The sequence below is a fragment of the Wukongibacter baidiensis genome, from assembly GCF_050888315.1.
GTDB lineage: Bacteria > Bacillota > Clostridia > Peptostreptococcales > Caminicellaceae > Wukongibacter > Wukongibacter baidiensis.
Genome location: NZ_CP138202.1, coordinates 2709205 through 2724090 on the forward strand (window position 1 = coordinate 2709205; position 14886 = coordinate 2724090).

15 protein-coding genes and 1 pseudogene are annotated in these 14886 nt (G+C 35.2%); 10 read left to right on the top strand and 6 right to left on the bottom strand.

Annotated features, from left to right (window positions below; genetic code table 11):
- Nucleotides 1–15: 15 nt before the first annotated feature.
- Nucleotides 16–708 carry a Crp/Fnr family transcriptional regulator gene (locus R9X47_RS12220; protein ID WP_432667160.1) on the bottom strand — a complete coding sequence of 231 codons (693 nt, stop codon included), beginning with the start codon at nucleotides 706–708 and terminating at the stop codon, nucleotides 16–18.
- A 198-nt stretch (nucleotides 709–906) separates the two neighbouring features.
- On the opposite strand from R9X47_RS12220, the gene R9X47_RS12225 reads away from it, so the two are divergent.
- The 3 genes from R9X47_RS12225 to R9X47_RS12235 all read left to right on the top strand — a co-directional run bounded on the left by R9X47_RS12225 (nucleotide 907) and on the right by R9X47_RS12235 (nucleotide 2491).
- On the top strand, nucleotides 907–1329 hold the full coding sequence (locus R9X47_RS12225; RefSeq protein ID WP_432667161.1) for a DMT family transporter: 423 nt from the start codon (nucleotides 907–909) through the stop codon (nucleotides 1327–1329).
- An 11-nt stretch (nucleotides 1330–1340) separates the two neighbouring features.
- Entirely contained in the window at nucleotides 1341–1799 is a 459-nt protein-coding gene (locus R9X47_RS12230) for a DMT family transporter (RefSeq protein WP_432667162.1), read from the top strand.
- A gap of 119 nt (nucleotides 1800–1918) precedes the next feature.
- On the top strand, nucleotides 1919–2491 hold the full coding sequence (locus R9X47_RS12235) for a cupin domain-containing protein (RefSeq protein WP_432667626.1): 573 nt from the start codon (nucleotides 1919–1921) through the stop codon (nucleotides 2489–2491).
- 196 nt (nucleotides 2492–2687) lie between these two features.
- Here the strand turns inward: R9X47_RS12235 and R9X47_RS12240 are convergent, their stop codons facing one another.
- Nucleotides 2688–3506, bottom strand: coding sequence for an alpha/beta fold hydrolase (locus R9X47_RS12240; protein ID WP_432667163.1), 819 nt, complete (start codon nucleotides 3504–3506; stop codon nucleotides 2688–2690).
- 410 nt (nucleotides 3507–3916) lie between these two features.
- On the opposite strand from R9X47_RS12240, the gene R9X47_RS12245 reads away from it, so the two are divergent.
- From R9X47_RS12245 to R9X47_RS12275, 7 genes and pseudogenes are all read left to right on the top strand, one after another.
- Nucleotides 3917–4486 (top strand): TetR/AcrR family transcriptional regulator, encoded by a 570-nt coding sequence (locus R9X47_RS12245; protein ID WP_432667164.1) that lies wholly within the window; start codon nucleotides 3917–3919, stop codon nucleotides 4484–4486.
- A gap of 245 nt (nucleotides 4487–4731) precedes the next feature.
- Nucleotides 4732–5429: pseudogene (locus tag R9X47_RS12250) on the top strand (NADH:flavin oxidoreductase); the annotation flags it as partial.
- Between the two features lie 24 nt (nucleotides 5430–5453).
- On the top strand, nucleotides 5454–5936 hold the full coding sequence (locus R9X47_RS12255; RefSeq protein ID WP_432667627.1) for a HisA/HisF-related TIM barrel protein: 483 nt from the start codon (nucleotides 5454–5456) through the stop codon (nucleotides 5934–5936).
- 107 nt (nucleotides 5937–6043) lie between these two features.
- A complete protein-coding gene (locus R9X47_RS12260) occupies nucleotides 6044–6277 on the top strand; it encodes a MoaD/ThiS family protein (RefSeq protein ID WP_432667165.1) in 234 nt (77 codons plus the stop codon).
- Nucleotides 6278–6319: 42 nt separating this feature from the next.
- Complete coding sequence (locus R9X47_RS12265) at nucleotides 6320–8296, top strand: aldehyde ferredoxin oxidoreductase family protein (protein ID WP_432667166.1); 1977 nt, start codon at nucleotides 6320–6322, stop codon at nucleotides 8294–8296.
- 13 nt (nucleotides 8297–8309) lie between these two features.
- Nucleotides 8310–8519 carry a 4Fe-4S binding protein gene (locus tag R9X47_RS12270; protein WP_432667167.1) on the top strand — a complete coding sequence of 70 codons (210 nt, stop codon included), beginning with the start codon at nucleotides 8310–8312 and terminating at the stop codon, nucleotides 8517–8519.
- A 422-nt stretch (nucleotides 8520–8941) separates the two neighbouring features.
- Nucleotides 8942–10066: a radical SAM protein gene (locus tag R9X47_RS12275; RefSeq protein WP_432667169.1), complete on the top strand. Its 1125-nt coding sequence runs from the start codon at nucleotides 8942–8944 to the stop codon at nucleotides 10064–10066.
- 315 nt (nucleotides 10067–10381) lie between these two features.
- On the opposite strand, the gene R9X47_RS12280 is transcribed toward R9X47_RS12275, so the two are convergent.
- The 4 genes from R9X47_RS12280 to R9X47_RS12295 all read right to left on the bottom strand — a co-directional run bounded on the left by R9X47_RS12280 (nucleotide 10382) and on the right by R9X47_RS12295 (nucleotide 14810).
- Entirely contained in the window at nucleotides 10382–11881 is a 1500-nt protein-coding gene (locus R9X47_RS12280; RefSeq protein ID WP_432667171.1) for a phytoene desaturase family protein, read from the bottom strand.
- Nucleotides 11881–12456, bottom strand: coding sequence for a TetR/AcrR family transcriptional regulator (locus R9X47_RS12285; protein ID WP_432667172.1), 576 nt, complete (start codon nucleotides 12454–12456; stop codon nucleotides 11881–11883). The genes R9X47_RS12280 and R9X47_RS12285 overlap by 1 nt, the downstream gene beginning before the upstream one ends.
- A 173-nt stretch (nucleotides 12457–12629) precedes the next feature.
- Nucleotides 12630–13514, bottom strand: coding sequence for a transposase (locus R9X47_RS12290; RefSeq protein ID WP_432667173.1), 885 nt, complete (start codon nucleotides 13512–13514; stop codon nucleotides 12630–12632).
- Between the two features lie 495 nt (nucleotides 13515–14009).
- The gene (locus tag R9X47_RS12295) at nucleotides 14010–14810 is read right to left on the bottom strand and encodes an alpha/beta hydrolase (RefSeq protein ID WP_432667174.1); all 801 of its coding nucleotides are present in this window, start codon (nucleotides 14808–14810) and stop codon (nucleotides 14010–14012) included.
- Between the last annotated feature and the right edge of the window lie 76 nt (nucleotides 14811–14886).

Consider the following 14886-nt stretch of genomic DNA (forward strand, 5'->3'; position numbering starts at 1 on the left):
CACTGCACCTCCTTATCAAGTCTTATGAGGATAAATATCAACATCCAACATTCTTAAATTCACTTCATCAAGAACATAGATAGTACCATCCCCCATCGTAATCAATCCTTGGCTTTCTAATTCACCTAATGATCTAGTTAGATGTCTGTAGGTAGTTCCTAATAACTCAGCAAGCTCTTTGTGGGTGAAGGGGAAGGTTATTGTATTAGAATCTTCACATAGATATTCCAACATATAGCTTACCAAACGATTTCGTAGCGGGTATAGGATATTGTTTGAACTAATGCTAGCAATATCGTCAAATTTATTACATAGGTCAGAGCATAAGTATCTCAGAAAAGCATTATGATTAAGACCAATTGTTTGAATAACCTCTATAGGAAATGCTAAGCATAGACTATCGGATAATGCTTCCACACTACAACGATACCTTGTACCAGTAATGAGTTCTATATCTCCCAAATTAGTAATTGGACCAAAGATTCTTAGGGATAGAATTTTACCATCAACTGAGGTTGTGAATACCTTTACATTACCTCCCAGCAATATATAGAAATAACGTATAGGTTCACCTAATACGCATACTAGCTCACCTTTCTTTAAGTCATGAAATTCATGATGTTCTTGCATATCTTTATGGATAACACCTTCTAAATGGTAAAGTTCAAGGTATTTTCGTAGCTTTATACTATCTTTATACTTATGCAAAACATCAACCTCCTAATACTCCATTTCCCGAATATAACATATAATCGGAAGTCCCTTTATAATATGACAAAATCTATGAATCAGTATAATCATAACTCAAACAAATTTATCTGTAAATATTATATCCCCTCGACAAATGTCCTATTTAATCTTTTTTAAGATATGTTACCCTATAAAAAAAGAAAGGAGTAATCGAATATGTATAAGGCACTTGCTACATTTGATGGTGTATTAATTGCTTTGATGGTGGCTTTCAATGGATTACTAGCTTCTCATATAGGCAACGAACAATCGCTCATGGTTATTCATTTTATTGGTCTGCTAGGAACAATCATTCTACTACTAGGAAGTCGTAATAGATTACAAAGCTTAAATGGCTTACCTGCCTACCTCTTCATAGCTGGAGCTCTCGGTATTTTTAACGTTCTCTTTAATAATCTTAGTTTCTCAGCTCTAGGAGCTACCTTAACCTTGAGTCTTAATTTAATAGGGCAATTGATAACTTCTATGCTCATTGATCACTTTGGACTCTTGGGACTTATATCGAATAGGATTAATAGGACTAAACTAATTGGTATCTCAATCATGGTTCTTGGCATTATATCCATGATGATAATATAAGGAGGGATTCTATGTACATAGTACTAGCACTACTAGCAGGAGCACTTGTAATTATATGCATTTCAATTAATGGTCAGCTAGCTAACAAGGTAGGCCTAATTCAAGCTGGAATGACAAATTTCTTTGTTGGACTTCTAGGCTCCATCGTATATGTCTATATAGTAAGTGGCTTTTCATTAAGTCAAGTATTAGTTTTTAAGGGATATGTACCCTTTTATTACTTCTTAGGTGGGGTTATTGGTTCTTTAATCATGGTACTAAATAGCATAGTTATTAATAAATTGTCAGCTGTTTATGTAACCATCTTAGTCTTTATAGGACAGCTCATGACGGGGATGATAATCGATTATCTAAGATGGCAAATACTATCAGTCGGAAAAATTATTGGCGGAGTATTAATTATTATCGGGCTTTATTACTATATAAAAGGCGATAAAAGATGCCCTGATCAACAAGAGGTATTAGTCTAAAGAGACCTTGCTAAAAAATTTCTTGGCTATAGATAATACCGTATTCCCACGAATCGAAACACATTTCCTAATCATAGAGCATATTATAATGTTATAAGTCTATGAAAGGAATGAACAATATGTATAATATGTATAGCCCATACCCATATTCTTACTACCTTAACACCCCAGTATATAGTCCTCAAAATATGTATAATCTTTATAGAATGTATCCATCTCCTTATTCCTTTAACACTCCTATGTATACCCCAAACCCTTCTAAGCAGTCTATTAAGTTAAAGGACTATGGACCAAAACCCTTTGTAGTCAATATTGATGAGGCTACTAAGCAAAACGATAATTATCGCACCGCTTTATGGACCGGAGATCATTTACAGGTTACCTTGATGAGCATCGATGTTGGAGATGACATAGGTTTGGAAGTTCATCCCAATGTGGATCAGTTCATACGTGTTGAAGAAGGCCAAGGACTTGCTCAAATGGGACCTAGAAAAGATAAGTTGGATTATCAGAAAAAAGTTTATGATGGTTTTGCGGTCATGGTACCTGCTGGAACATGGCACAATGTGATCAATACAGGTAATAAACCACTTAAAGTATACGTTATCTATGGACCACCTAATCATCCACGTGGTACGGTTCATGAAACTAAAGCAATTGCAGAAGCTGCTGAAGGTGGCAACGGCCACTAATACCAAAAGAGAGCTAAATTTTGAAAAAGGATTAATCAAAATTCAGCTCTTTATTATTTAAATTCTATTTAGTAAATGACTTCTGAAAACTACCTATGCTATTAAATAAATACGCAAAAATAAAGCTTAGGGAAATACGGGGCTTTTATAATTTTTGTCTATATTTTATTTCACACTAACTGTGTTCACCACAACTTTATGCATTTTTATTAAACCAATCTTTAAATAATTCTAATACTTCCTCATTATTATCCTCATATGCAAAGTGTCCTGCACCTTCTAAAATCTTAACTTGACTATTTTTAAGCATTTTATCTAATTCAAAAGCATTTTCCTTTAGTGCAAAAACATCATTTTCTCCCCATGCAATCATTACAGGAATCTCAATATCACCATATTTCTTTTGCATTTCAGGAAGATCTACAGGGTAAGCTCTAACAAAATTAATTGGCTCTACTATTCTTTCAGTAGTATCATATGAAGCTAAAAAATCATTTACAGCTTCTTCTGAAGGTTGGTGTTTTAAATAACCTCTTTTTACCGTATCCATAACTAATTGCTGGTTAGCAATTGGTTTTAAATCTTCTAAACTAGGAGCTTTTATTAGTTGCTCAAGAGAACTAGCTACAATAAGAGGCGATACACATGCTCCATCACCAATAAAAAGACTTTTAAGCAATTCAGGCTTCTTGATGGCTAATGCTAAACCTGCTGGGCAACCAACATCCGGTCCTACAAGATGGAACTTAGGAATTTCTAAAGCATTTACAATATCAACAAGACAATCAGCCATTTTTAACGGTGAAAAATACTTTATATCTCCTTCAGAACCACCGTAACCTGGTAAATCTATAGCAATAACACTGAATTCTTCAGTAAGTTTATCCCAAAATGGTTCAAATGCCATAATAGATTGTGGCCATGGACTCAACATAACTACTGTCTCTTTTTGGTTACCTCTTTGCTCTGCATACCTGATCTTTAATCCATTTACTTCTTTAAACTTAAATTTCATATAATATCATTCCTTTCTTATTTTTAATACAATCTTAACCTACTAGTAGGTAGGTGTCAATACTTTTTTAAATTTGAGTTTCCCCTTTTTTCTAACATCACCATTCTGTTGTCATCCTGAGATGAGAGTAGCGTAGTCGAAGTATCCCATTGCCAGTAAGACATGACGTTGGTTAGAGCATTTGCCTATATAAATCTGACCATGACCTATTTATGCTATTGGTTAGATTAAACTTTTTATGTCTTTATATTCTTTTGGTATTTTTCTTTTTTTATTATTGCTATGTCTACTTACGTTATATACTTCAAAATAAACACGTTTATGATCTATTTCAATATTTATAAAGAATATTTGACAACAAATAAAAAGTAGTTTACAATTTTGTTAGTAAGTATTTACTAACCAAGGGTGTGATAGAAATTAATACACGTGATAAGCTAATTTATGCGACAATAGAACTTGTAAATGAGTTTGGACTTCATAATACACCGACTTCTAAAATTGCAAAAAAGGCTGGCTTTTCAGAAGCAACTATATACAAACATTTTTCAAATAAAGATGAATTAATTATTGCAACTTACTTAAAAATCAAATCAAATTTAGCTAAAGAAGTTTTCCGAGGCACTGAAAGTATTATTGATGTGAGAGAGAAAAGTAAAAAAATTTTATATAATTATTTGAACTATTTTCTAATAAATATCGATCAACTTAAGTATTATCTACAATTCACCAATTCTAATTATATAGACCAAGTTACAAGCAAAAGAGGAAAAAAACAAGTAGAAGTGTTAACTCAATATATAATTGAAAATACTAAAAATAAATACTTGAAGGATATTCCAATAGCTCTTTATTATGCCTTTGTACATGTGCCAATTTTAGAAATTGCTAGAACAACAATTGCAGGAGAGCTGGTTCTTACAGAAGAACTTAAAGAGCAAGTTATTTTAAATATCCTAAGCTTTATCTTTGTTGACTAGCCAAACATTGTCATAGAGACAAGTTAGTAATTAATCACTTATTGTGAAGAGGTGGACGATATTAACTTGGAAAAGGAAGCTACAGTGTTAAAAGAAATGAAATACTCTTTTTATTCGGCAAAAATAAAGAGTATTCAATTTAGAATTAATTATTAAAACTCTAAGATAGAAGTTGTGTGTATTAGATAGTATTTCTTATATTATAAAACATAAAAAAATATTAAAGTGAGGAGTGTAGTCTTAACATGAAAAAAGATGTATTTAGTCCTGTAAACATAGCAGGAATAACCTTCAAAAATCATATTCTACGTTCTGCAACCCATGAAGGTATGGCAGATGAGTTAGGTAGGCCAAATGAAAGCTTAAAAAAAACCTACCTTCGTTTTGCAAAAGGTGGCGTTGGCGGCATCATTACAGGTTACAGTGGGGTTATGCAAAGAGGTAAATGTGAAAATCATAATATGATAATGATAGACCGAGATGAATTTATAGACTCTTATAAAACTATTGTTGATGAAGTTCATGAATTCAATGTGCCAATAATCCTTCAAATTGCACATTCTGGTAGTCAAACATCCTCTAAGGTAACAGGAATGACACCTATGGCTCCATCTCCTATAAAAAATAAAATCCATAATGACGATACGCCTCTTGAAGCAACCGATGAGGACATTGAGAATATTATTGACCATTTTGTATCTGCAGCAAAACGTGCACAACAAGCTGGCTTTGATGGGGTTCAAGTACATGAGGCCACGGTTATTTATTGAGCTCCTTTTTATCCAATTACACGAATAGGCGAAAGGACAAATGGGGAGGAAGTTTAGAAAATCGCTATCGTATAATTGACTTAATCATAAAAAGAATAAAAGAAAAAATGCCCTCCTATCCTGTTTTAGTAAAATTAAATGCATATGATAATAGAAAGAGTGGAATGAGAATTGAAGAGGCTGTGCTTGTTGCAAAAATGCTTGAGAAATCCGGATGCGATGCTATTGAAGTATCTTGTGGTGTAGAAGAAGATGGACTGAGCTTTGCTCGTGGAGTTAGTTTTCCTGCTGAAGCTTTATTGGAATATGGAACCAAATTCAAAAATAAACATCCTTTAGTAAAAAAAGTATTAAAACCCGTTGTTAAAAAAATAGTACCACCACCCCTAAAGCCTACTAGAAATTATAACGTTGATGCTGCTAAGTATATAAAAAGTGCTGTAAACATTCCAGTTATAGTTGTAGGTGGAATTAGAACAAAAAGTGCTGTCGAGGATATAATCGAAAATGGTAAAGCAGATATGGTATCTATGAGTAGACCCTTTATCCTAGAGCCAAATATTGTTTCAAAGTTTAAAGAAGGCAAACAAGAGGAATCAAAATGTATTGATTGTAACTATTGCTTGATAGCAATACAAGATAGACCGGTACGTTGTTACTATGGAAAAGTCAAAAAATAATTAAATAACAGTTATGGAATTATACAGTAACAATGACTTTGTTAAGATAGACTTGGGTCTAGAGTAGAGTTATACAGGTTAGTAATTAATAATAAGGAAGTGACTTAATGCGTGTTAAGGTGTATGCACCAATGTTTATTAAGACCATCAATATTGATGACGATGGTTATGTTGAATTGAATGAGGGTTCTAGAGTAAAGGATTTACTAAGAAAAATTAAAATTCCATTACCTTTAAGCCCTATCCTAATGTGCTCTGTCAATTACAAACGGGCAAAAGTGAGTACACCTTTAAAAGATGGCGATATTATCACATTTATCAATATTATTTCAGGTGGTTAAGATTCAACTTATAGACCACTATTTATAAGGAGGTATTTCATTGTGAAGGGTTATCAAGGTAAGATACTTATTGTAAATCTGACAACAGGTGAAATTGAAGAACAGAAAATTGACAATAATGTTTATGAGAACTTTCTTTCAGGAGTAGGATTAGGCGCTTATTATCTCTATAATAATATACCCGCAGGGGCCGATCCCTTAGGACCAGACAATATTTTAGGCTTTGTTAGTGGACTCCTAACTGGTACCGGGAGTTTTGTGACAGGACGTTGGCTGGCAGTATGTAAGTCTCCATTAACAGAAGGATGGGGTGATGCAAACTGTGGCGGTACCTTATCACCTGCTATAAAACAGTGTGGAGTAGATGCTATCTTTTTTAAAGGCATATCAGAAAAGCCAGTTTATCTCTATATGGATAATAAAGGAGCTGAATTGCGGGATGCTTCAGATCTTTGGGGAAAAGATGCAATCCTGACAGAAGAGATACTTGAAAAGGAAAATTGGACAAAGAAAAAGCCTGCAATAGCAGCGATTGGGCAAGCTGCAGAGAAATTGTCATTAATTTCTGGGATTGTTAATGATAGAGGACGGATCGCTGCACGATCTGGTGTAGGTGCTGTAATGGGTTCAAAAAAATTAAAGGCAGTAGTCCTTGCTGGTTCGAAGCCTATCAAATGTAATGATCCTGAGGCTGTGAAGGCCATTAGTGTCGAATTTGCTGAGAAAGTTAAGAATGCTAACTTTCCTAGTTTTGTTGGTAGCAATATGCTAGCTTTATTAGGAAAGCAAATGGGAAAGGCAAAAAACGTTAAACCTACTGATCCAATGCTTATGGCAGGCTTGTGGAAAAAGTGGGGAACCGGCTTTGGAAATACATTTTCAGCTACAAGTGGGGATTCGCCTATAAAAAACTGGAGTGGCTCTTGTAAAGAATACAATAAATCCTACTATAAGAAAGTAACAGCCGATAAAGTGAAAAAGGATGAAATCAAAAAATACCATTGCTACTCTTGTGCTATAGGTTGTGGTGGGATATGTGATATCAAGTCAAACACTAAGGGAGAGTTCACACATACCCATAAGCCAGAATATGAAACAGTATGCGCCTTTTCAGGTCTACTCATGAATAAAGATTTAGATTCTATTTATTACATCAATGAACTTATGAATCGAGCTGGAATGGATACAATTTCTGGTGGTACTGCTGTCGCCTATGCTATTGAATGTTATGAGAGAGGTATACTTACAAAAGAGGATACCGATGGTTTGGAATTAACTTGGGGTAATGCAGAAGCTATTGTAGCCCTTATTAAAAAAATGATTCAACGGGATGGTATCGGTGATATTTTAGCTGACGGTGTTAAACGTGCCGCAAAGAGGATAGGTAAAGGCAGTGAGTCTTACGCCATTAACGCAGGGGGTCAAGAACCAGGTATGCATGATTCAAGATTTGACCCAATGATTGGCGTACATTACAGTGCAGATCCAACTCCTGGGCGACATACCATCGGAGCATCAGTTTATTACAATGCCATGTCTTTATGGGATAAGGTATCCTGGGCACCAAAGGTTACGAAATATCCAAAGGATGAAGAATATATCCCTTCAGATCAAGAAGCCCTGAAGAGTGTTGCAGGAAGCTGTTATAAGCAATTAACCGATGGCGTAGGTGGATGTATGTTTGCAATGATGTTAGGCGTCCATCATTGGAAAATGTTTGAGTGGCTCAATGCAGCTACAGGCTGGAATAAAACTCCAGATGAATACATGGAAATTGGCAAGCGCATGCAAACATTACGTCAATTGTTTAATATTAAGCAAGGTATCAATCCAATGGATTTTAAACTTCATAATAGAATGGCTGGGAAGCCACCTTTAAATGAAGGACCTTTAAAAGGAAGACAGGTACCTATTGAGGCTATGATGAAGCTTCATTGGAAAAACTTTGGCTGGGACAAAGAAACAGGTCGACCACTTGATGACACTGTAGTAGTCTTAGGGTTACATGAATTTATATAAGGGGTGATGAGGATTGGCTAAAGGAAAACCAGTTGTTGATTATAAAACATGTATGGCATGTGGTATCTGTATTCAAGCATGTCCATTCAGTTGTTTAGATTCAGTTAAAACAGATGTGGATAAATATAAAAAAGCGTATCCTTATTTAGTAGATAAGCAACGTTGTACCAGTTGTGGATTATGTGACAAGGCTTGCCCTGTCAGCGCAATTACATTAGTTTAATAAAATCAAAAAAGAAGCTATAGAAAAATATTAATGTACAATAAATGAAATGGGGCTGTCTCATAAAGGTTTCTTTTGAGTTCAGCCCCGATGTATTTCAGAATGAGTGAAGTTAACTCTGGATCATTCATCCCCTGGTTTCCAGGTTGATATAGACATATAAAATATAACCACTGCCACTGATTAAGGCTAATCACTCCTTAATCAGTGGCCTTATTTTTAATGCAAATGTATGGACAGATATAGAAGATTAAATTATACTAACTTTAGCGAAGTAGATAATAATGGAAATGACTTATTTCCTTTTGATACATTACGGACTGATTTAGAACATGTATTCTCAGTCGTTAGGAAAAATAGAAAAATATAACAAGAAGATTTGAATTGAATTTTCAGGATGATCAATTAGAGGAGGATACGTTATGAAAATTTCGAAGAAAGATGCGTTGATATGGTTTGAATTTTTTTCTTTATTACCTGAGGAGGAGGAAATTTCTCCAAAACATGAAGAAATCATTTACTCTACCTTTGCGCAAATTGAGGCAGCCATCGATCATAGAAATGATAAGTTAATGTCGGCGATTAGAAGTTTAAAAACTCTGGAAAATAGAACTTTTTTTGTGGGAAATGAAAGCAAATTTTCAAAAGGATGTCGTTCTTGTCTGTTGGGTACCGGTTTGAGTGCAATTAGGAAAACGAATAAATGTAACTTAGAGTGTAAGTTCTGTTATAATTACGGACATCTAGAAGATATTCCTCCGATTGGCGAAAATATGTGGGAAATTGGAGGCACTAAATTTTATGAAAAGGATATTGATTTACTTCTTTCCATCCACCAAAAACCCACTGGCATCTCCTACGTTTATTTAGAACCATTCATGGAAATTGAAAAATACTATTCGGTTATAAAGAAATTTAGTGATGCTCAAATTCATCAACATCTATATACCAATGGTACTTTAGCTACGGAAGAGACATTAAAAGCATTAGGTGAAGCCGGTCTTAGTGAGATCCGTTTCAACCTAGGTGCTACTGACTGTTCAGACAAAGTTATTGAAAATATTGGAATGGCGAAAAAATATATTGAAAATGTAGGTATTGAAACTCCAATGACTCCTGAGCTTTTCGAAATATTTTTTAAGAAAAAGCAAGCTATCTTAGATACAAAACTAGATTTTATCAATTGTGCAGAATTACATTTAAATGAGAATAACATAGACAATTATTCTGGGGAAAACATGTATATTTCCAGACATGGCTATATATCTCCGATTTGGAGTAGGGAATTAACTCTGAAGTTTATGAAAATAGCCGATGAAGAAAACTGGGATTTAGCAGTTCACGATTGTTCAAACTATACAAAATTTGCTAGGGGCTTAAATTTGAGTAGCAAAGCGGGTATGTGGTTTGGAGCCAGCAATTATGCCTGTGAGTTTTCTAGGATTCCATACGATGTATTTTTGCCAATTCTACGTGATGACAATTTCAAATTTTTAAGTGAAGAAGAATTGTCTGACGACTATAAACCATTAGAGATAGACTATTAGATTGTCTTGTCAATTATAAGTGTTGATTTGGTATTAGGCTGGTTGTCGAAGTCATTTCGAAAAATACCGTGACATACACCAATTTGAGCTTTGTTTTGATATATAGTTAAGAAAAAAACTGTGGGTCTAGCTTTTATGATCTCATAATATAAAAGCTAGACCCCTAATTATATCCAATACAAGGCATGTATACAAGTACTCCCTCCACTAAACGGGGTAACGATAAATCATTTTTACTTTACTACTCAATATCATAAATTTTTCAGAACAAAAAGCTCCGACCCTATCGTTTTACAGTTTTTTAAGATCAGTAACTTAAATAGTTATAAACGGTTGTTTTACTTTCTTGCAAAGTCGCATGATTGTATCTTTGCCGGTAATAAGCGCAACAGGCAGGCCTCCAGGAGGTTGCAACCATTGGCCGCTCAAAACTAGATTATCGAGACCTCTGATTTGGCCGGTGTGAGCCAGCCGCTTACCTTTTAGTGTGGGCCAAAAAGCCATAAAAGCACCGCGATAAGCGTTACAGTAACGCTCATAGGTTTGCGGGCTGGCCACGTCAAGTAGCTTGAGCCTACCAACCATCTCTGGAAAACGAGTTTCCATGGATCTGATCACCTCCTGACCTATGCGGTTCTTTTCCTTGTTATAAGCTTCCTTGTCTTGTACCAGCATCTCCCAATTTTCCAGTTCCGGCTGAAACTGGTTGATGGCAAAGGTAACCGCAGTATAACCGACAGGAGCAAAATCAGGTTCGTAACCGTAATGTGTCATATGTAAATACTCTGTCGGTTTCCGGTTCTGGTCTATCGCCAGTGCATCGACAGGAAATTTAAGTGTCCGGGGCATTTCCCGCATACTGCCCTCGTACCCAATACCCACATAAATGTTTGAAGCCAGGGGGTAGGTGTCCGGGTCCCTGAATCTCTTTTGAAATTTAGGGTCGAGGTACTGCCCCTTAAGCAGTTTTTCATACAACACATTAGCATCACAGGCTGCAATAAAGTAATCGGCCTCAAAAGATTTACTGTTACTACAGGTTACTCTCCTCACTGAATCTCCTTCGATTTCCAGCTCCACTGCCTCACAGGAAGTCTCAATATTTCCGCCCAGGGCAAGATACTTTTCTTCCATCCGCCTGACCAGAGCCCTTGAGCCCCCTAAGGGAATAGATGATTGGCCTCCGGTAAAAGTTCCGAGCGGAAAAATTATCGATACAGCACTGTAATCACCTTCAGGCATGAAGGAGGACAATGCTTCTTTAAGAGCCGGATGCTCAAATTTTCTGGCCAGATCCTGCACACTTAGCCTACTATATTTCTGCATGACTGGACCGACATCTTTCATGGAAAGCATATACTTAATCTTCTCAATCAAATTCATCATATCCATCGGTTTCTCGACAGGAAAAGTAAAAGTATGCAGTTTGCTGATATCATTGCAGAACTCTTCAATCGTTTCTTTATCCTTCGGTGATATTTCCAGCCAGCTCGCCTTCAATCTATCAAGATCTCGGTAAAAATGCACTGTCACCCCTTCATGCTCAAAAGCCATGAAGCTTTCAGGCTCATAAATTTCCACTCCTTCAAGGGCTCCTACAGTATTCCACAATTCCCGGATGGGGGTTCCTTCTTTCGTCCCTACCAGCCAGTGAATGCAACCATCAATATGATAACCCTGACGATCCCAGCCAGTACATTCTCCACCTAAAGTATGGTGCTTCTCCAAAATAACGCTTTCAAAACCATTTTTTTGGGCAAAAATACCTGCGCTTAATCCTGCGACTCCTCCACCAATAATAACAATTTTTTTCATTACAAATTCTCCTTTTGTTTCATTTGTTGTGCTAGCAATACGTCATCTCCCACTTCCATAAGCAACTGGTCAAACTCTTGATTATCGAGCCACGAAGGCATATGTCCGTTGGCCACCATGACTGAGAGTCCCATCTGAAAGACCCGCAATTTCAGCAACAATCGTTTACGTTCCTTAAGAGTCCAGCCTCGCATAGCTTCATCCTCAGCCATTGCCTCAAGCATGGCATTCTCTATTGTTTCATAAGAAGTCATATATGGATTAGGCTGTATTGACAATTCCCGAAACAATACCGGGTACTCCCGAGCAAAGGCCAAGCTGGCTTTCCCAATCTTTTCAAACATACTTTGCCCTTTTTGCTTTGCAAGCAACTCCTCTGATATAGCAAATACCTGCTGTACTACAGTCTCTACCAAGTCATCAACAGTAGCAAAATTAACATAGATTGGAGCGACCGAACAGTTAAGTCGATTCGCCACACTTCGAGCAGTGATTCCAGAAAAGCCCTTTTCTTTAGCAACCTCTAAAGCGGCATCCAAAATAGTGTTTTTATCAAATTTTGTTTTTGGCGGCATATTAACATCTCCTTACACTGTGTTATATTACTTAAGTTATGTAATATAGTGTAAGGATATGTTATCCAAGTGTTATTTGGAATTTAACTTGATATTTTTCAAGGAGTATCAGAAGTGTTAAGCATAAATGGACCAAGAGAGGGAGCACAAGATAGGGGTCAGGTATGAATAATTCACTTATTTTCATATCTTTCCATTATACTAATCACTTCTTCATTAATTGCTACGGCATCATTTTTTATTTTTGATACCATAGATGGATTTAATTTAAGCGTATCGGCTACTTTTTTATTACTTAGTTCGCAATATTTTTCACTTAACAGCACAATTGCCTTTCTTAAATCTGATAATGTCTTTACCCTGCTTCTTTTTCTTATATCTTTTATTTCAATATCTTCTTGATCACATATTGAATTGACCAACTCTTCAAATTCTATAGTATTCTTATTGTTTGACTCTTGTTTCGACTCTTTCAATATTCGTTCTTCTTCATTTAGTTCATAATCATTAGGTTCTAATGATTCATCTAGTTCCATTCGTTTTAAGTAAATATTGATAGCCTTTTTATGATTAGTTGATAAAATTTCTAGTATATAATTTTTATCAACTAAGGGTTCTTTTATCTCTAAATATTCATCATGACTGCTCCACTCATAGCTAAGACTTTTTGTTAATCCTGCTTTTAACGGATTTTGATGAATATATCTGACCAAGGATAATAAATAGCTGTCTTTATCACATATAAAGGCCTTATATCTCTGCTCAAAAACATGGCCTGATCTTTTTAATTCCCTATTATATTTTTGTGTGTAAACTTGTTGTATACATTTCATTATTCTTGATAATTCTGTCTTGCCAACCTCAATTAGCAAATGAGCATGATTGTCCATAATGCTATAAGCATAAAGCTTAAAATCATACTTTTCTTTATATCTTTTTACAATTTCTAAATATGCATTCTTCCACTTAGGTTCCATGAATATTAAGGATCTATTATTTCCCCTTACGATTACATGGTATAATGCACCTTCATAGTGTACTCTCAATTTTCTTGCCATAGTCATCACCCATTTAATTATATCATGGTTAGTAAATTATTCATACCTGACCCCAGCCTTTCTAACCCTTTGAACCGTTTTGGGCTTTGTTTTGTAATGCAAACTCACCCGGTTTATACAGCCTCAAATACGATTCGTGTACCTCGGACCGGAATTTTGCCTCCGGCTTCCTTCAGATTCCACCTCACGGTGGACACCCTTGCCTTTGACTAGTGGTTGGTACGGTCAACCCCCACAGTGGACTTTCACCACCTAGTTGTTACACATGCCCGGCGCACATTAAAAAAGTTCTGTTACATAAATTGTAACAGAACTATAGTTTTATTTGTTTCTATCTTTTAGATTTTTCTGAGATATTGAGTCTCAACAATCCTGTAATTTGATAGCCAAAGTTGCTTATCTTTTGTACTCATTGTTCTTATCAATAAACTCTCTCTCAATTGCATCAAGCAATTCCACTGACTTAGATATCTTTTATTATGATGTAAAGAGACTTTAATCAATGAATTCTACTATCCTATCAATCAAAACCTCTGGCAACTCCAGTGGGATTATATGTGCAGACTTAACTTGCTCCTCTTTATAGTTATTTATTTTGTCATTGAAAACTTTACTTGAATTATATACATCTTCATAATCAAAGGATCCAACTAAATGATAAACTTCGTTATCTATTTTGTTTAACTGTACATTAACAGGTGGATTGATAAAATTTGGCATTTTATAGTTAGCACCATTCAAAAGATTCTGCTTAGTTATATTCTTAAACAAATCAAGCTTATCCGAAGAAATATCTTTATCACTTCTATTTTCTCCCAACAGCCAAGTTTTAGTCCATATTCTGGCTGCTTCTTCCACATTGCCTGAATATAACTCAGATTGAAATTCCTTCATACGTACCACCTTGTTTTCATCTTCATTTACTCCAAATAATCCAGTTGAAATAATAAATAACTTATCTACTTTTTCAGGATATTGAATTGCATATTCTAGTGCTGTGTGACCCCCCGCGGAAAGACCAATTAGATTCACATTAATTAACCCAAGTTCATCAATTAAATAATTCAAATCCTCGAACAAGCTATAATCTGAATTATCCTGTTCAGTTTTACCTGTATATCTAAAGTCAAGCTGTATAACCTTATATTTCTTTGATAAACTTTCTTCGACATTGCTCCATATTCTTAAATCTGCAAATGCTGGATTCAATAATATAATGGGTTTCCCTTCTCCCATAATTTTATAGTGTAATTTCAAACCATTTTTCTCTAAAAACAAACTTTTTTTATTATTCATAATACCTCTCCTTATTTTTTTAATCTTCATTATTGCACTTCTATTTTGTCATAAACACTTCATTATTATTCTAAAA